Annotated in this window: 14 protein-coding genes; 1 reads left to right on the forward strand and 13 read right to left on the reverse strand. The window is 70.7% G+C overall.

The window, feature by feature from the left end:
• Positions 1 to 108: 108 nt before the first annotated feature.
• From ACFVYE_RS13850 to ACFVYE_RS13905, 12 genes are all read right to left on the reverse strand, one after another.
• Entirely contained in the window at positions 109 to 555 is a 447-nt protein-coding gene (locus tag ACFVYE_RS13850; protein ID WP_389605601.1) for a nitroreductase family deazaflavin-dependent oxidoreductase, read from the reverse strand.
• Between the two features lie 146 nt (positions 556 to 701).
• On the reverse strand, positions 702 to 2,300 hold the full coding sequence (locus ACFVYE_RS13855) for a PucR family transcriptional regulator (RefSeq protein WP_389605603.1): 1,599 nt from the start codon (positions 2,298 to 2,300) through the stop codon (positions 702 to 704).
• Between the two features lie 2 nt (positions 2,301 to 2,302).
• Entirely contained in the window at positions 2,303 to 3,217 is a 915-nt protein-coding gene (locus tag ACFVYE_RS13860; protein ID WP_383973528.1) for a serine hydrolase, read from the reverse strand.
• Positions 3,214 to 4,320, reverse strand: a complete 1,107-nt coding sequence (menC, locus tag ACFVYE_RS13865; RefSeq protein ID WP_383973530.1) for an o-succinylbenzoate synthase — start codon at positions 4,318 to 4,320, stop codon at positions 3,214 to 3,216. Before menC ends, ACFVYE_RS13860 begins: the two co-directional genes overlap by 4 nt.
• On the reverse strand, positions 4,317 to 5,174 hold the full coding sequence (locus tag ACFVYE_RS13870) for a GNAT family N-acetyltransferase (RefSeq protein ID WP_389605606.1): 858 nt from the start codon (positions 5,172 to 5,174) through the stop codon (positions 4,317 to 4,319). The genes menC and ACFVYE_RS13870 overlap by 4 nt, the downstream gene beginning before the upstream one ends.
• Positions 5,171 to 6,316 carry a M20 family metallopeptidase gene (locus tag ACFVYE_RS13875; RefSeq protein WP_383973533.1) on the reverse strand — a complete coding sequence of 382 codons (1,146 nt, stop codon included), beginning with the start codon at positions 6,314 to 6,316 and terminating at the stop codon, positions 5,171 to 5,173. The genes ACFVYE_RS13870 and ACFVYE_RS13875 overlap by 4 nt, the downstream gene beginning before the upstream one ends.
• A 1-nt stretch (position 6,317) precedes the next feature.
• Entirely contained in the window at positions 6,318 to 7,688 is a 1,371-nt protein-coding gene (locus ACFVYE_RS13880) for a serine hydrolase domain-containing protein (RefSeq protein WP_383973535.1), read from the reverse strand.
• 34 nt (positions 7,689 to 7,722) lie between these two features.
• A complete protein-coding gene (locus ACFVYE_RS13885) occupies positions 7,723 to 9,672 on the reverse strand; it encodes a prolyl oligopeptidase family serine peptidase (RefSeq protein ID WP_389605609.1) in 1,950 nt (649 codons plus the stop codon).
• On the reverse strand, positions 9,669 to 10,457 hold the full coding sequence (locus ACFVYE_RS13890; protein WP_389605611.1) for an ABC transporter ATP-binding protein: 789 nt from the start codon (positions 10,455 to 10,457) through the stop codon (positions 9,669 to 9,671). Before ACFVYE_RS13890 ends, ACFVYE_RS13885 begins: the two co-directional genes overlap by 4 nt.
• The gene (locus tag ACFVYE_RS13895; protein WP_389605613.1) at positions 10,454 to 12,370 is read right to left on the reverse strand and encodes a dipeptide/oligopeptide/nickel ABC transporter permease/ATP-binding protein; all 1,917 of its coding nucleotides are present in this window, start codon (positions 12,368 to 12,370) and stop codon (positions 10,454 to 10,456) included. Before ACFVYE_RS13895 ends, ACFVYE_RS13890 begins: the two co-directional genes overlap by 4 nt.
• A 2-nt stretch (positions 12,371 to 12,372) precedes the next feature.
• Positions 12,373 to 13,359, reverse strand: coding sequence for an ABC transporter permease (locus ACFVYE_RS13900; RefSeq protein WP_383973542.1), 987 nt, complete (start codon positions 13,357 to 13,359; stop codon positions 12,373 to 12,375).
• A complete protein-coding gene (locus ACFVYE_RS13905) occupies positions 13,359 to 14,969 on the reverse strand; it encodes an ABC transporter substrate-binding protein (RefSeq protein ID WP_389605615.1) in 1,611 nt (536 codons plus the stop codon). The genes ACFVYE_RS13900 and ACFVYE_RS13905 overlap by 1 nt, the downstream gene beginning before the upstream one ends.
• A gap of 212 nt (positions 14,970 to 15,181) precedes the next feature.
• Between ACFVYE_RS13905 and ACFVYE_RS13910 the strand changes: the two genes are divergently transcribed.
• A complete protein-coding gene (locus tag ACFVYE_RS13910) occupies positions 15,182 to 15,748 on the forward strand; it encodes a DUF4291 domain-containing protein (RefSeq protein ID WP_389605617.1) in 567 nt (188 codons plus the stop codon).
• 368 nt (positions 15,749 to 16,116) lie between these two features.
• On the opposite strand, the gene ACFVYE_RS13915 is transcribed toward ACFVYE_RS13910, so the two are convergent.
• Entirely contained in the window at positions 16,117 to 17,094 is a 978-nt protein-coding gene (locus tag ACFVYE_RS13915; protein WP_389605619.1) for an AAA family ATPase, read from the reverse strand.
• Positions 17,095 to 17,153 lie beyond the last annotated feature (59 nt).

Genomic DNA, 17,153 nt, shown 5'->3' on the forward strand with positions numbered 1-17,153 from the left:
GGATGATCCGCCAGGCCCGGTCGTCGAGCCCGGCGGGCCGGGGCGCGGCGGGGGGCCCGGGCAGGTGGGCGGGGGGGGGGGGCCCGCCGCGCCTCCCCCGGGCGGTCGTCAGTGCTGTTCGGCTGCCGGCTCCAGGACGAAGACCGGAATCTGCCGGTCGGTCTTGAGCTGGTAGTCGGCATAGTCGGGGAACGCCTCGACCGCGCGCTGCCACCAGACCGCCTTCTCCTCGCCAGTGACCTGACGGGCGTTCATGTCCTGCCGGACCGGGCCGTCCTGCAGCTCCACACCGGGGTCGGCCACGATGTTGTGGTACCAGACGGGGTGCTTGGGCGCGCCACCCTGCGAGGCGACCACGGCGTACGTGCCGTTGTGCTCGACCCGCATGAGCGGGGTCTTGCGGATCTTGCCGCTCCTGGCCCCGCGGGTGGTCAGGATGATGACCGGCAGGCCCCGCATCGTGGTCCCCGCCGTCCCCCCGGAGCTCTCGAACAGCTCGACCTGATCGCGGACCCACTGCGCGGGGCTCGGCTCGTACTCACCCTTGAGAGGCATGGCATCTGTCCCATCGTCGACATTCGGTTACGCAGACACGCGGACATGCGGGCGCAGGTGCGTCCCGCTGCTCCGAGAACTCTTTCATCAATCCGCCCACCCGGGTCCGGGCGGATCCGCGTGTCATGGCGGCAGTCGGGCCGGCGTCAGGGGTGCGGCGGGTTCAGCCGCAGTTGCAGCATCGCTTCGAATCTGGCCTCCGGGTCGCTGAGATCGATGCCCGCCACCACGGCCAGCCGCTTGAGCCGGTAGCGGAAGGTGTTGGGGTGGATATGTACGGCGGCAGCGGCCGCTGCCACATCACCGAAGGTTCTCAGCCAGGCCTCCAGAGTTTCCGTGAGGGCGGTGTTGTGCTGGGCGTCGTAGGCGCGCAGCCGGATGACCGGGCCGTCGGGGAGATCGTCCTCGGCGGCGATCCGGTCCGTCAGCTCCTCCAGCAGCGAGGCGGCGTAGACGTCCGACAGCCTTGCGGCCCGTCGCTGCGAGCGGCCTGAGCCGAGGACGCGCAACGCCCGGTCCGCGTCGGCGCGGGAGCGGCGCAGCTCGGCCGGGCGGGCGGCGAGCCGGCCGATGCCGATGACGGCGGGGACACGGTTGCTTATCCGGCCGAGGAACGCCTCGGCCACCCGTAGCGCATGCTCGTCCGAACTCGTGGGCAGCACCGCGTAGGTGACGCCCCCCAGTGAGGCCGCGGCCGTACGGGGATGGATCGCGGCCAGGTGCAGGGCGAGGGCCTCGGCGATGCGATGGCCCGCGGCCACCCGGTCGGGCGCCGACGGCTCACCGGTCACCGCGAGCGCCAGTACGCAGGCGGGCTGCGCGGACAGGCCCAGCCGTCCGGCGGCCTGCGGTGCGTGCGTGCCGCCCTCCAGGACCGTGGCGAGCAGATCCGCGCGCAGCCGGCGTTCGATGTCCTCGCCCGTGCGGTGGCGCAGCAGATGCAGGGCGGCCACCTTCGCCGCCTCCTGCAGGGCCTGCGTACGGTCCTCGCTCAGCGGTCCGTCGACCACGACCCAGATCGAACCGAGGATCTCGCCGCCTGCGCGGACGGCGATCGCGACGCGGGGCTTGTCGGAGATGCCGGCAACATAAACCGGTTCTTCCTTGCGGTAGAGGGCCTGGAAGGCGCCGAGTTGCTCCAGGGCGCGCAGCTTCTCGGCGGGCACCTGGCGGTCGAGGATGGTCGCGATCCTGGCGTCGTCGCCCTCGTCCTGCCGGCTGGAGAAGGCGAGCACCCGCCCGCCGCGGTCCTCCACGGTGACCGGGCCGTCCAGCAGTCCGGCCGTCGCGTTGGCCAGCGCGAACAGGTCACCGGCGAGCGGCTCGGCGCCGTCGGCCTCGTCGGGGCCGCCCACCGTACCCAGTTCGTCGACCGCGAGCAGCGACCGCAGCAGGGCGGCCACCTGGGCCCAGGACGCGCCGGGGGTCAGACCGAGCACGGTCAGGCCGGTGCGCGCGGCCGCCTCGGCCACCGGCCCGTCCACCGGGACCGGGGACCGGACGACCACGGCCGCCGCGCCGAGCCCGGCCGCCCGGTCGACCAGGGCGGCGACCGGCTCGGCGCCGTACACGCCGACGCCGAGCACCACCGCGCCGGGCAGCCTGGCCGGTTCGTCCAGCGGGTCCTGGATGAGCACTCCGCTGACAGTGCGCGCCGGGTCGGCCTGCCCGGCCACCACCTCGATCAACGTCGATCCCAGATCGTTGAGGATCCGGCCGAGCACGGCCCGCGGCTGCTCCGTCATCTTCACAACGTAGTTGATCGGAGTTCGTCGACGGCGAGTGCTGCCACCTGCCCGATCACCCGGTCGGCCCGGGGGTTGTGCAGGTCCGGCCTGTCGGACCGGGTGAAGACTGCCACCGCCCAGCGCCCGCCGTCGCGGTCCTCGATCACCCCGGCCTCGTTGCGCCAGCCCGGCAGCGTCCCGGTCTTGCCGGCGATGCGATAGCTGTCGTCGAAGCCGGACCACAGCCGGTGCGGCCAGATCTGCTGGGACATCACGGCCCGTACCTCGGCGCAGGCTTCGGCGGGGCCGGCCTCGTCGCGCCAGATCCGGACCAGCAGTTCCGCGATGTCGCGGGCGGTTCCCCGGGTGGTGCGTTCGGGGACGCACACCGAAAGCTCCAGCAGCTTTTGAGGCCCCTGCGCGGCGAGTGCCGCCATCCTCGCGTGCGCCTCGACCTCGGTGGTCACGCCGAGGTCGGCGAAGAGCGAGCCGGTCAGCTCCAGACAGCCACCGATCAAGTGGGTCCGACGCAGGCCCAGTTCGGTGAGCAGTGCGTTGACGGTGTCGAGACCGACCCGGGCCAGCACCACATCGGTGGCTGCGTTGTCGCTCATCGTCAGCATCATGTGGACCAGGTCGCGCAGGCTCATCTCGACCGGGTCGGCGCAGCCGGAGGTGCCGATGCCGCCGTCGCGATAGTGCGGGTCCACCGAGTGGCGCTCGGTCCTCTCCAGCCGCCCTGCGGCGGCCTCGCGTGCGTAGGCGAGCGCGATCGGGATCTTGAACACGGAGGCGAGGCAGACCGGTTCGTCCGCCGCGACGCCGATCGTGCGGTCGCCGTCGATCTCCCGGGCGAAGAAGTACCCCTGGACCTCGGCGTCTTCGAACGCCGTCCGGATTCTGGTCTCGACGGCGCCCGATACAGTTGCGGTCATCGGCTGATCCATTCGGTCGATTCGGTCACTTCGGCCAACTGCTCGGGGATCGGGGAGAGTCCGAGCCCCGGTGCGCGGGGCACATCGAGATGGCCGTCCTTCAGCACGAACGGTTCGGTGATGTCGGTCCGGTAGTACCGGTCGGACGCGGAGGTGTCGCCGGGCAGGGTGAAACCCGGCAGGGCGGCGAGGGCGACATTGGCGGCCCGGCCGAGGCCGGTCTCCAGCATTCCGCCGCACCAGACCGGGACGCTGTGCGCGGCGCACACGTCGTGGATCCGCCGGGCCTCCAGATAGCCGCCGACCCGCCCCGGCTTGATGTTGACGACCGAGCAGGCACCCATGGCGATCGCGTCGGCCGCCGAGCGGGCGGAGACGATGGACTCGTCCAGACAGATGGGGGTGCGCACCCGCTCGGCCAGCGCCGCGTGTCCCCGGATGTCCTCCTCGTCCAGGGGCTGTTCGATCAGCAGCAGCCCGTACGGGTCGAGCCGGGCCAGCTGTGCGGCGTCGGCGAGGGTGTACGCGGTGTTGGCGTCCACCTGGAGCAGTACGCCGTCGCCGAAGCGCTCCCGGACCGCGCGCACCGGTTCCACGTCCCAGCCGGGCTCGATCTTCAGCTTGATCCGCAGATAGCCCTCGGCGAGATAGCCGTCGACGGCGTCGAGCAGTGCGGGGATCGAGTCCATGATGCCGACCGACACCCCGGCCGGCACCCGTTCGGCCGTCGCCCCCAGCCACTGCCCCATCGACAGTTCATGGGCGCGCAGCCAGGCGTCCAGCACCGCGGTCTCCAGTGCTGCCTTGGCCATCCGGTGCCCCTTGAACGCGGCCAGTGCCGGGGCGACCGCCCAGGGGTCGAGTGCCGGGAGGGCGGCGAGCGCGGGCACGAGATAGCTGCGCAGCACGTCCGCCGCGGCCGCGGTGTACTCCGAGGAGTACAGCGGATCGGCCATGGTGACGCATTCGCCGTAGCCCTCATGGTGCTCGCTCTCGACCCTGACCAGCAGGATCTCCCGGGTGGTCATCGTGGCGAACGAGGTTCGGAAGGGTGCGACCAGCGGCATCGCGATCCGGCGCAGTTCCACACCGACGAGCTTCATGCAGCACTCTCCTGACGTTTGTCGATCACGTACCAGCCGTCCCGGGTGAATCCGGTGACGGTGTGCTCCTCGGCCATCAGGCCGCCGAGTACCTCGCGCAGCGCGTACCGCCATTCGCGGGCCAGGGGCGGGTCGGTGCGGCGCAGTGTCTCGATCTCCGTGGGGATCCGGACGAGGACGGTGTCGCCGTCCCGGCGCCCGACGGCGGGGCCGCCGTCGGGTTTGGCGTCCAGACCGACCACGGCGTGTGCACCGGCGTCGTCGACCGTGACGATGTGAGGTGTGCCCGCGGCGGCTCCGACGGCCTGCCCGCCGGTCAGCTCCCAGCGGACCATCAGCCGGTCCGTCTCGGTCCCGGCATTGACCTCGTCCTGCATCGCGCCGTAGAAGTCGGCCAGGTACTCGCTCGGCGCCGCCCCCAGTTTGGCCAGGTTGAAGTAGGCGTTGCGGCTGATCAGCGGGTCGAAGGTCCAGGTGACCGCGGTGATGCCACGGGCCAGGGCCCAGGCCCGCTGATGGAGTTTGACGGCGAAGCCGACATTGCGGCCCCGGACGCTGTCGTCCACCCCGGCGATGTGCGAGTGCAGTCCGGCTGTGGCCAGGAATCCCAGGCAGAATCCGACCATCCGGCCGTCCTGGTGGACGCCGGCGACATAACTGCCGGAGTGGGCGAAGACCCGCAACAGCTCCGGGGTGATCAGCGGGTTGCCGGGATCGGGCCGCCAGACGCGGTCCAGCACCTGGCAGGCCGCCAGCATCTCGTCCAGCCCGTGCAGCTCCGTGACGGTCACGCCGGCACGGTGCGCGGCCAGATCCGCGGCCGCCGCCGCGGCAGCCCCCTCCGTACCGTTCACGATGTCACCCGGCCGGGTGCGGACAGCGGCTCGCGTACGAGCGAGGCCACCAGGGAGGCCACCAGTGCCGCGCGGCGGGGCAGTTCGGCGACGACCACGTGCTCGTCGTCCGCGTGCGCCCCGCCGCCCACGGCCCCGAGGCCGTCGAGCGTGGGCGTGCCCGCTCCGGCGGTGAGGTTGCCGTCGGATCCGCCGCCGACCGCGACACCGCGCAGTGAGCCGAAGCCCAGCTCCGCATAGCGGCTTCGGGCGAGTTGGAACAGCTCCGCCGACGCGCTCGCCTGCAGCGGCGGCCGGTCCGGGCCTCCGGCGAGCCCCAGCGAGGCGCCCGCGAGCACCGGCGCGAGACCCTGCATGGCACGGTCCACCCGGTCCTGTTCGGCGGCCGTCTCCACCCGTACGTCGACCAGCAGCCGGGCCGCATCGGGCACCGTGTTGCGGGTGGTGCCGGAGGAGGCCACGGTCGGCGTCACCGTGGTGCCGGTCGCCGGATCGGCGATTGCGGACAACGCGAGCACCTGGTGGGCCAGTTCGGTGGTCGCGTTCACGCCGCGCTGGGGTTCGAGTCCGGCGTGCGCCGCGCGTCCGGCGATGTTCAGTTCGTAGCCGGACACGCCCTTGCGCGCGGTTTTCAGTGCGCCGCCCTCGCTCGCCTCCAGGACGAGTACGGCCCGGGTCCGGCGGGCCTCGGCCTCGATCAGAGTGCGCGAGGCCGGGGAGCCGATCTCCTCGTCGCCGGTGAGCAGGACCGACACCCCGTCCAGGTCGTCGAGCACCGCAAGCGCGTGGAACAGCTGCACCACGCCGGCCTTCATGTCGAAGCAGCCGGGTCCGGTCAGCCGTCCCCCGGCCACCTCGAAGGGGTGGCCTGCCAACGAGCCCACCGGCCACACCGTGTCGAAGTGGCCGAGCAGCAGCACCCGGTCGCCGGAGCCGAAGCGCCAGCGCAGAGCGGGCCTCCCCGAACCGTCGAGCCACTCGGGCGCCGCGCCGGTCAGCCGGGTGCCGAGCCCGGCGACGACCCGGGCGCATTCGGCGACGGCGGCCAGATCCTCGCTGGGCGACTCGGTGCGGATCAGCTCCTCGATGTCGGCCAGCAGGCCCGGCAGCCCCGCCTCCAGGGCGGTGGCGATTGCGGTCACGTCAGCCCACCTTGCGGATGGCGCGGCCACCGTGGTGAATGTAGGGCGTGCCGTCGGCGAGTGTGTAGAACACGACGGGGACCCAGAGCTTCATCCCCGGCCGCTGCACCACGAACAGCCCCGGCTCGACCGGGTGCAGCTCGCTCTCCTTGTCCGTTTCGGGGATCAGTTCGGCCAGCGGTCCGGTGATCCGGTCGAGCATCACCAGGCCGCCGTCCCGCTCCACGATCTCCACCCGGCTGGAGAGCCGCTGGTACACGCCGACGTAGTCGGCGGCGTCCACCGCCACCGGCTCCGTCGCCGGCTGGATGGTGGTGCGCATCGTCACACCGGCCAGCTCCTGGACGATCTCCGCGAACACGTCCCTGAAGAGGCTCATGGTGTCGCCGCCATTGGTGAGCAGGCAGATCGCCAGGTCGGCCTCCGGCAGCACCCGCAGGAACGCGCTCTGCCCGATCGTGCCGCCGTCGTGTCCGTACACCCGGCGTCCGTCCCAGGTGTCGAGGAACCAGCCCAGCCCCCAGGCGTGGCCCAGGATGTGCGGGTCGGGCAGATCGACCTGCGGGGTCTGCATGGCGGTGACGCCCTCGGCCGACAGGATCTTGGTGCCGTCCGCGGTGACGCCGTTGTCGAGGTGCAACCGGGCGAACTCCAGTACCTCGCGCGGCGTCGAGCAGATCAGTCCGGCCGGTCCGGCCGAGCGCATCAGCCCCCACTGCGGGGCCTGTACCGGCGGCTCCCCCAGGTGCCCGATGGCGGCGCGGAAGCGCAGCACCTCCTCCGGCAGGGTCGCAGTGTGCGTCAGACCGAGCGGACGGTACAGGCGCTCACGCATCAGCTCGTCCCACTGGACGCCGGTGACGACTTCGAGGACCCGGCCGAGCAGGGTGAAGCCCGCGTTGCAGTACGACATGGTGGCGCCGAGCGGGTGGTTGGGAGCGACGTCGCCGAGCAGCGCGGCGAACTTCTCCAGGCAGTCGTCGCCACGGCCGGTGTCGGTGAAGAGGTCGCCGTCGATGCCGCTGGTGTGGTCCAGGAGGTGGCGGAGCGTCACCCCCTGGGTCAGCTCCTCGTTCGCGAGCCGCAGTTCGGGGAGTACGGAGACGATGGGTGCGTCGAGTTCGAGCAGGCCCTCGTCGACCAGGGCCATGGCCACCGTGGTGGTCCATACCTTGGAGATCGAGCCGATCTGGAAGAGGGTGTCGGTGGTCGTCTCGATCCCGGCGTCGGTGTTGGCCAGGCCGACGGCGGTCTCGGCGATCAGCTCGCCCCGGTGCAGGATGCCGAGGCTCGCGCCGGGGACGCAGTGGCGGGCGGTCAGCTCGGTGAGGCGGGCGGTCCAGCGGGCGGACAGGTCGGTGGTGTCGGTCATGTTCGTCTCCAATTCCGTTTTTCGTACGGCGGATTCAGCGGATCGAGGTGTTGGTGTGCGTGGTGACCCAGTCGATCAGGCGCCGGGAGTAGTCCTCCCGGTGCGAGGGCCGGCCGTCCAGGAGGAACAGGTGCGAGCCTCCGGGGTACACGACCAGCCGGACGGGCACGTCCCTGCTTCGCAACGCGTGGAACCACTGCTCGGCCTGGCCGACCGGGCAGGTGTCGTCCGTGCCGCCGTGCAGGATCAGGGTGGGCACGCGCACCGCGTCGGCACGGCTGATCGGCGAGAGCTCCGTCAGCCGTTCCGGGTCACCGATCTCGTGGGCGGCGATCAGGTGTCCTTCTTCGGAGGTGCCGGCCATGCTCTTCAGATCGACCAGGATGCCGCCCGGTACGACGGCGGCGAAGAGGTCGCTGCGGGCGGAGAGCCAGCAGGTCAGATAGCCGCCGTAGCTGTAGCCCGTGAGCGCGATCCGTTCCGGATCGACGAGCCCCTCGGCGACGAGGGTGGCGACCGGTTGCAGGACGTCCTGCTCGTCGGTCTCGCCCCAGGCGCCCACGGCGGCCGTGTAGAACGCCTCGCCGTAGCCGTCGCTGCCGCGGACGTTCAGCGTCAGGATCGTCCAGCCCTGCGAGGCCAGCTCCTGGTGGTAGAGGTGGACCGGGTCGGAGTGCGGCGCCCAGGCGTTGTGCGGGCCGCCGTGCACGTCGACCAGCAGCGGCCCGCCCGCGGGTGTCTGCGCGGCACGGGTGATCATGCCGTGCACCACTGTCCCGTCCGAGATGGTGAACTCGCGTTCGGTGACCGGGTGGAGAGCGATCTCGGGCAGTGACCGGGCCATGTGGTCGGTGAGCCGCGCGGGCTGTCGCCCGGCCGAGGGCTCGCCCGGTTCCCCGGACGTCCAGGCGTCCAGGTCGAGCAGAGCGATCTCGGCGAAGCTCGACGCGTCGGAGACCACCACCGCAGCTCGCCCGGCCTTCGTCGCGACCGAGCAGCCGCTGACCCCGCTTCCGACGGGCAGCGGGGACGCGCTGATCCCGGCCGCGTCCACCCGGTACAGGCGTGTGGCACCCCGGTCGCGGGCGCAGAACACGATGTCGTCGCCGTGGAACTGCGGCAGCGCACCCGGGTAACCCGGGCCGCCGCCCATGACGTTGCGGTCCAGGGCTGCGCTGATGGACACCGCCGCCGATCCGTCCAGGGGCTGGCGCAGCAGCTCCAGGTGGCCGACGCCGAACGTGTTCCGGCCGACGACGAGCAGCGCGGACCCGTCGGGGAACCAGCTCACCGGGCCGACGAGACCGCCGGCCGGGCCGACCCGGCGGGACTCGGGCGCGTCTTCCCCGACCTCTACGACATGAGCGGCCGAGGTCCCGAGCACAGCCGCGTCCGGGCCGCTCTGTGCCGGGTAGGCGAGCTGTGTGCCGTCGGGCGACCAGGTGGGCGAGCCGGCGTGCCGGTCGGCCTCGGTGAGCAGCCTGACTTCACCCGATTCCGTCCCGACCACGAACAGTTGCGTCCGGACCGACCCGATCAGGCCCGCGCCGTCCGCCTTCCAGCCGAGGGCGTCGATGACCACGGGTGCGCTGTCGTCGCGCCGGGTCGCGGGGGCCGAGAACGCGATCCGTGATCCGTCCGGGCTCCAGACCGGTGTGCCCGCCCCCGCCGGGCACCGGGCGGGCGTGGTGAGCGCTACGGCCTCCCCTCCGTCGACGGGCAGCAGATGGATCTGCCCCTCGCGCAGGAACGCCAGTTGCGTCCCGTCCGGGGACCAGCGCGGCACGGTGTCCGCAGGACCGTGGGTGAGCCGCCGGGCCGGGCCGCCTGCGCTGCGTACCTCCCAGATGGACCGCACCACGCGGTCGTTCTCGGCATCCTGGGTGGTCAGTGTGTAGGCGACGCGCTCGCCGTCGGGAGACAGTGCGGGATCGCCGGGGATCTCGAACCGGTACAAGTCGTCGATCGTCAGCGGTCGGGTCATGACGCCTCCTCGGCGAGGGCAAGGGTGGGTACGCAGGAGATCAGGTTCCGGGTCGTCGAATGCTCCGGTCGCCCCAGCACCCGTTCGGTGGGGCCGCACTCGACAAGGTGCCCGCCGTCCATCACGGCGACCTGGTCGGCCAAGTAGCGGACGACCGCGAGGTTGTGGGAGATGAAGAGCATCGCGAAGCCCAGTTCGCGCTGGAGCCGGCGGAGCAGATTGAGCACCGCGCCCTGTACGGAGACGTCCAGGGCCGAGGTGATCTCGTCCGCGATCAGCACGGCGGGCCTGGCTGCCAGGGCCCTTGCCAGGGACACCCGTTGACGCTGGCCGCCGGAGAGCGCGTCCGGGGTGAGCACGGCCCGTGCGGGGTCGATGCCGACGAGCTCCAGGTAGCGGGCCACCTCCGCGTCGCATGCTGCGCGGCGATCGCGTGCTGGTGCCCTGCGGGCGGATGTTTCGCGCGAGACCGCTTCGCGGGGCAGAGCTTCGGCGACCGTTGCGCCGATGGTCATGCGCGGGTCGAGCGAGGCGTACGGATTCTGGAACACCAGCTGGACCGGGCTGCGCCCACGCCGGCGCCCGGCATCGCTCCCGGCAACCAGTACGTGCCCGGACTGCATCGGGGCCAGCCCGACGACGGCCTTCCCGAGGGTCGATTTGCCCGACCCCGATCCGCCCACCAGTCCGGTGACCGTGCCCTCAGGCACCAGCAGGTCGACGTTCTCCACTGCGGTGAAGCGGCCGTAGCGCACGGTGATCCCGCGCAGTTCGAGTGAGCTCATGACGTTGCCTCCGCTCCGTGTGAAGTGGCCCGTGCGGGGGCGCCGGCCGTTACCGCGCCCACCGGGTACCAGCAGGCGACCTGTCGGCCCGGCCCGAAACCGGCCAGCTCGGGGGCGTCGTCGTGGCAGCGTTCCCGGACGCGTTCGCAGCGCGGCGCGAAGGGGCATCCCGCGTCGGCCTCCCCCGGTTCCGCCGGGCGGCCGGGGATGGTCGCCAGCTCGGTGCCGGGATCCGTGGCCATCGTCGGGACCGCCCCCACCAGTGCCCGGGTGTACGGGTGGGCCGCGCCGCCGACCAGCTGGGCAACCGGGAGGTCCTCGACGATCAGGCCCCCGTACATCACCAGGACCCGTTCGCAGACCTGGGCGACGACGGCGAGGTCGTGGGAGATCAGGAGCAGCGCGGCGCCGGAGTCCTCACGCACCTCGGCAAGCAGGTCGAGCACCTGTTGCTGGACGGCCACGTCGAGCGCCGTGGTCGGCTCATCGGCGATGATCAGTTTCGGCTCCCCCATCAGGCCCATCGCGATGACGGCCCGCTGTCGCATCCCGCCGGAGTACTCGTGCGGCCGCTGCCGGGCGCGCCGCTCCGGCGAGGGGATACGGACTGCGCCGAGCCGGTCGACGGCGCGTGCCGTGGCCTGTGCCCGGGTCGCGCCGAGGTGCACCTCGCTCACCTCGGCGAGCTGGCGGCCCACGCGCAGGGCCGGATTGAGCGAGGCCATCGGGTCCTGGAAGACCATGGCCAGTTCGGTGCCCAGGCGCGGGTCCGCCCGCAGATCGTGCCCGTCGAAGCGGAGGGTGCCGGCAAGGACCCGTCCGGGGTGCGGAACGAGGTCCGCCAGTGCCAGCGCGGTCAGGCTCTTTCCGGAACCCGATTCGCCGACCAGGCCGACGGCCTCGCCCACGCCGATGCTCAACGAGATCCCGCGTACGGCCCGGCGCCCACCGGGGAACGTCACCCACAGATCCCGCGCCCGGACCAATGCCCCGCCGTCACCGTCAGGGGCTGCTTCATCCTGCGGCTTCACCTGCTGCTGCGCCGTCGCCTCCCGGGCCTGTGGCGCACGTCGGCCGCCGGCCTGTGCGAGTACTTCACCGACCAGCCCGAACATCAGCCCCGTGAGAACCACGGCCGCGCCGGGCGCGAGTGCCGCCGCCGGGTTCACATAGATCCGGTTCAACTGCTCGTTGAGCAGCCGCCCCCAGTCGTACTCCGGCGGCTGTACGCCCAGTCCGAGGAACGAGAGGCCGGAGAAGGCCACCAGGATGCTCCCTGCCGCCTGGGTGGCGAACAGCACCGACGGCTCGGCGATGTTGGGGAGCAGATGACGTACCACCAGCTTGAACCGGCCCACGCCGAGGATCCGTGCCGCAGCGACATAGTCCGAGCCCGCGATCGACGCGGTCAGGTTCTGCACCAGCCGTGCCATGGGCGGGACCATGGCCAGCCCCACGGCGAACACCGCGCCGGTGCTGCCCACCCCGAAGATCGTGGCGAGGAAGAGCAGGAACAGCAGCCCGGGAAAGGCGACCAGTACGCCCACGGTGGCGGTGATCAGCCGACCGAGGCGTCGGCCCACGACCGCCGGTGCCACACCGAGCAGCAGCCCGCCGCCGACCCCGATCACGGCTGCCAGCAGGGTGAGTCGCAGGGTCAGCCGGGTCGCCACCACCACGCGGGCGGCGATGTCGCGGCCGAGCTGGTCGGTGCCCAGGAGATGGGCGGCACTGCTGCCCTGGTTGATCGCGTCCGTGTCGATCCGCGCGGCCTGATCACCGAGCAGGACGGGCCCGAACACGGCGACCAGCGCCACCAGCAGGCAGGCGGTGAGAGCGGTGATTCCGATCGGCGTCCTGAGCGTGCGCCCCAGCCGGTGCCGTAGCGAGGTGTCTTGGTCCTGATGAGGCATCGTCAACTCCCGCGGACGGTGGACTGGGGGTCGGCGACGGCCACGGCCACGTCGACGGCGAAGGTGATCAGCAGTGCGGCCGCCCCGTAGACCAGCACGACGCCCTGGACCAGCGGATAGTCCTTCTCGGTGATCGCCTGGACGATCGTGGTGCCGAGGCCGGGCCAGGCGAAGACGTTCTCGACCAGTACGGTGCCGGCGAGCAGCGAACTGAACAGCAGGCCGCCCAGGGTGAGCGAGGAGGTCAGCAGATTGGGCAGTGCGTGCCGCAGATAGCGCAGCCGGGCCGGGAGCCGTTTCGCCCGCGCCGTACGCATGTAGTCCTCGCCGAGCACCCGCAGGGTCTCCACCCTGACGATGCGCGACAGCGTGGCCGCCGGGACGACGGTGAGTGCCAGCACCGGCAGTACGTAGGAGTCCATGCCACCCCGCGAGGCCACCGGGAAGACCGGCCAGGCCACGGCGAACGCCGCGATCAGGCCGACCGCCAGCAGGAATTCGGGCACCGCGCCCAGGAAGCCGGTGACGCCGGTGAAGGCGAGCTCGCCGCGCCGTCTGCGGCCGTCCTTGGTCAGTACGGCCGCGGTCATCCCGACCGGGATGGCGAGCAGCAGGATCAGCAGGAACGCCGGGACGGCGATCTGCAAGGTCGCCGGGAGCCGGCTGGAGATGATCTCGGAGACGGGCATCTGTGCGCCGATCGAGTCACCGAGCCGGCCCTGGAAGAGATGGCCCACGAAGTCGCCGTACTGCTTCAGCAGCGGCTGGTCCAGGCCGAGCGAGTGTCTGCGGGCGGCGATCAGCGCCGGGTCGGCGGTGGTACCGAGGGCCGTCCGCACCGGGTCGCCGGGAATCAGATGGATCATCGCGAATGCGGCCGTGACCAGTGCGGCCAGCGACACCACCAGCCGCCAGGTGCGGCGCAGGGCGAATCCGACCCACGGGCTGCGGACCGTCGTACCCATGGAGTTCAGGGTGCTCGTCGCCATCAGCCGGCGCTCCGCCGCAGGGTGCTGGGGATGATGCCGGCGCCGTCCACCTCGAAGGTGATGCTCTTTCCGTAGTACCGGAGCGGCCTGCTGACGATCGGCACGATGTCGACGTGCTTGACCAGGGCGGCATCGGCCGCTTCCCACAGGGCGCAGCCCGAGGCGCCGGTCCTGGCCGAGGCCTGCGCGGCCAGACGGTGGTAGTCGGCGTTGGTGATGGAGCCGAAGTTGTTGCCCTTCGGCGGTGGCGGCCCGTCGTAGAACTGGGTCAGCTGGTCCGGGAGCGTGACTCCGATGGGCGCCCAGGCGACGTCCCAGTCGCCGCCGCTGAGAGTACTGAGGATGCTGGAGGAACCCGTGGGCTTCGCCGATGCCTTCACGCCGAAGGACGTCCACTGCTGGACGGCCAGTTCGACCGCCGAGGAGACCTGTGCGCCCTGATTGGTCGGATAACTGAGCCCGACGGTGAGGGGCTTGCCGTCCTTGGTCCAGGTGCCGCCACTCCTGGCCCAGCCGGCGGCGGTGAGCGCGGCGGCGGCCTGCGCGGTGTCATGGGCGGGGAGGTTCCCGGTCACCGTGTCGCCGGTACAGGGGGTGGGGGCGGTCTCGCCGATCGCGGTGGCGGGTTTGCCCTTGCCGCCGGTGGCGACGTTCCCGAGCTGCTTCAGATCCAGTACGGCGACCAGAGCCTTGCGTACCGCCGGATCGGCGCCCGGACGGCCTGCGGCCTGGTTGAACAGGAACTGCCCGAACAGCGCCTCGATGCTCTCGTTCTTCACCCCGGCCGCGTCCAGCCGTTCCTGGTCTGCACCGCTGATCAGGGCCCCGTTGATCTGCCCGGCCATCAGGAGATTGGCGGCGGTCGACTCGTTGGCGACCACCTTGAACACCACCTTGCCCGGGAGGCCCGCGCCGGTGGATCCGCGGGGCCCCCAGGTGTATCCGTCCCGCTTGACATACGTGTAGTGGTCGCCCGGAACCGCCTCGGTCAGCCGGTACGGTCCGCTCGCGCCGGTGGCCTTGGCAAGCGCATGGGGCGTCGCCAGGCTCTTCTTGCAGAGCAGCGGCAGCAGCCGGGCCATCTGCACGATGAACGGCGCGGGTTTCGTCGTGGTGACGGTGACGGTCCGGCTCGCCGTGTCGGCCTTCGCGACAGCGGTGACGGGGACGGACAGCCCGAGCATCGGAGACTGGTTCTTCGGATCGGCGATGTGGTTGTACTCGGCGGCCACGTCGTCAGCGGTGAGGGGCGAGCCGTCCTCGCAGGTCACCCCGGATCGGATGGTGAACTGCGCGGTGGTGGACGTGGCGGACCATTTCTCGGCCACCCCTGGAACCAGCGAACCGTCGGCTGCGAGATGCACGAGCGTGTCGTACGCGAAGGAGTTCATCGAAATTGCCGTGCTGGCCAGTGCCGTGGTGGGGCTGAGTGTGCCCGGGTCGGCGGCGACGGCGAGCACCACCGTCGCCCCGTCACCGCCGTCGGCTGACGAGCCGCCACCGCAGGCGGCCGCTGTGGCGACGAGGCCGAGCACCGTGGCCACCGCGGCCGCCGACCGGGTCCTGCGCGTGGCTCTGCTTCTCGTCTCCGTGCCTGCGGTGCTGGCCATGGTCACCTCCGAGGGAGCGGCACGCCGCCGCCGAGTGAGGGAACATTAGGCAGCGACACACCGGCCCCGAGTGGTCGCGCCGCACGAAAAACTGCCTCGCCGACGGTGCACCGCGACGAAGACGAAATCGAGAGTGCGAGGGCGTGAACAGTCCGGTCGCGCGGGGAGAAATCCGATCGCGCCGGAATCTGTTCCCTGTCAGCCTGTGGCGCATGGCCCCCCAGCACCAGGTACGAGCTCACTACGATGCCCGGACGATCGTGGTCTACCAGGCGTACTCACCGGCAGTCGCTGATCCGTCCCTACGGGCGAAGCGGTTCGTGCCACCGTTCTCGTTCAACCGGATGACCTGGATCAAACCGTCGTTCCTGTGGCTCATGCACCGTAGTAACTGGGCACAGAAGTCGGGACAGGAACGCATCCTCGCCGTACGGATGACCCGTGCCGGCTGGGAGGAGGCCCTCTCCCGGGCCGTGCTGACGACGGCCGACCCGACAGCCGTCGCCCGGGCGGCTGTACACGTCCAGTGGGATCCCGAACGCTCGCTGCGGGGAGCCGCGCTCAATCACTACAGCATCCAGGTCGGGGTCGGACGCGGGCTGATCCGCACCTTCGCGGAGGACTGGGTCGTCGACCTGACCGATGTCACTCCACAGGCCCGCAAGATCGCGGCGCTCAAGCAGAGCGGCCGGGCAGCGCAGGCCCAGCGACTGCTTCCGCCCGAGCGGATCTACCCGGTGCCACCGGCCATCGCCAGGCATGTCCTCATCGACGCGTGAGCGCCGCCCCGTACCGGCCTCGGCTCATGCATTCGGCCGCTGAACTGCTCAGTCGGCACAGCTCTACAACCAGTGGGTGCCGAAGGACCCGTAGCCGAATCTCTCCGCCATGCATGTGTAGTCGGTGGGCTGTCTTCGTTCACTTTCAGCGACAGCGTTTGTCAATGACTTTCAGCAGCAGTTGCGCATCAACCTGCTCGTGTGTGCGCACGAGAAGTGACGGCAGTGTTGCGTCGCCGGGACGGAGCTGCGTCCGCGACGGGACGCTACTGCCCAAGTCCAGCTACTCGCGATCCGGACGAAGGTGCGATGATTCGTTCGTGGTGGCAGATACCGTGACCGGCAGCCATCTCAGCCCGGGATCTTTGTCAGGCTGAGGTTGGAAGTACTGGGGGCTCTTCACCCTCACCCACAGGGGCTTCAGAGTGCTCGGCGATCCAGGCGAGCGTCTCTGGCGAAATCACGCCATGTTCCTGTTCGTTGTTCCGCTTGGCCAGTCTCCGCAACAACTCATCGTGATCAGCCTGGAAGTGGACGAGCCGCCACCTGGCGCCATACTCCGTGACCAACTGTTTGTAGTCGTCCCTGACCGCGCGGGTCCCCAGGCCGTGATCCAGCACTACCGAACGGCCTTCCCGTAGGAGTGCGACGAGCTGTCGCCGAACGTCCTCGATCACGGGAGCCTGAAGCTCGAGGTGTTCGTACTCGGCGTGGTCCTTGCCGATCCGTCCATGCCGAGCTGTCATTTGGTCATCCACTGACAGACGGACGACACCGCCTCGTGCCAACGCCTTCGCAAAGGTGGTCTTACCCGAGCCGGGCATACCGGTAAGTAGCCATACGACGGGCTGAAGATCACTCACCCGCCTGACCCTAGCGGTCCCGGCCCCCTGCAACGAACCGGATTCCGATCGCCCGGGAACACGATCACACCATCGCGCGAGGCATGCGGAGCACGATGAGCTGCATGCCCGGCAACGCCCGATCAAGTTCAGTAGCGAGGGTGTGAACGGTGGCTCAGTGACGAAAACCTGGAACACATTGCTCGCCATGACAGCGAGCCCGAACTCTCCTTCCCACACGGCTTCTTCGGCTCTGCCCAGGACCCACTCGATGTCGCCCCGTCCGCTCGCCCGGTCCAGTGCGGCACCATCGGGGTCCAGCCCGCACAGCCGACCGGTGTGTCCCGCCTCGCGCGCACGGTGCAGCAGCATGCCGGTTCCGCACCCCACGTCAAGGACGGAAGGGGCATCCATGACGCATGACAGGCAGAAGTCGTCGCTCGGTCCCCATGAGTTGAGCAGGTCGTAGAGCACGGCGGCATCGGCATCGGCATCGGAGTACATCTCAGCAGAATGCCGCCACGACATCCGCGTCCGGATCGTCGCCGGTGATCAATACCTCA

Origin of the sequence: Streptomyces sp. NPDC058239 (genome assembly GCF_042882185.1) — a bacterium.
In the GTDB taxonomy this organism is placed as follows: Bacteria; Actinomycetota; Actinomycetes; order Streptomycetales; family Streptomycetaceae; genus Streptomyces.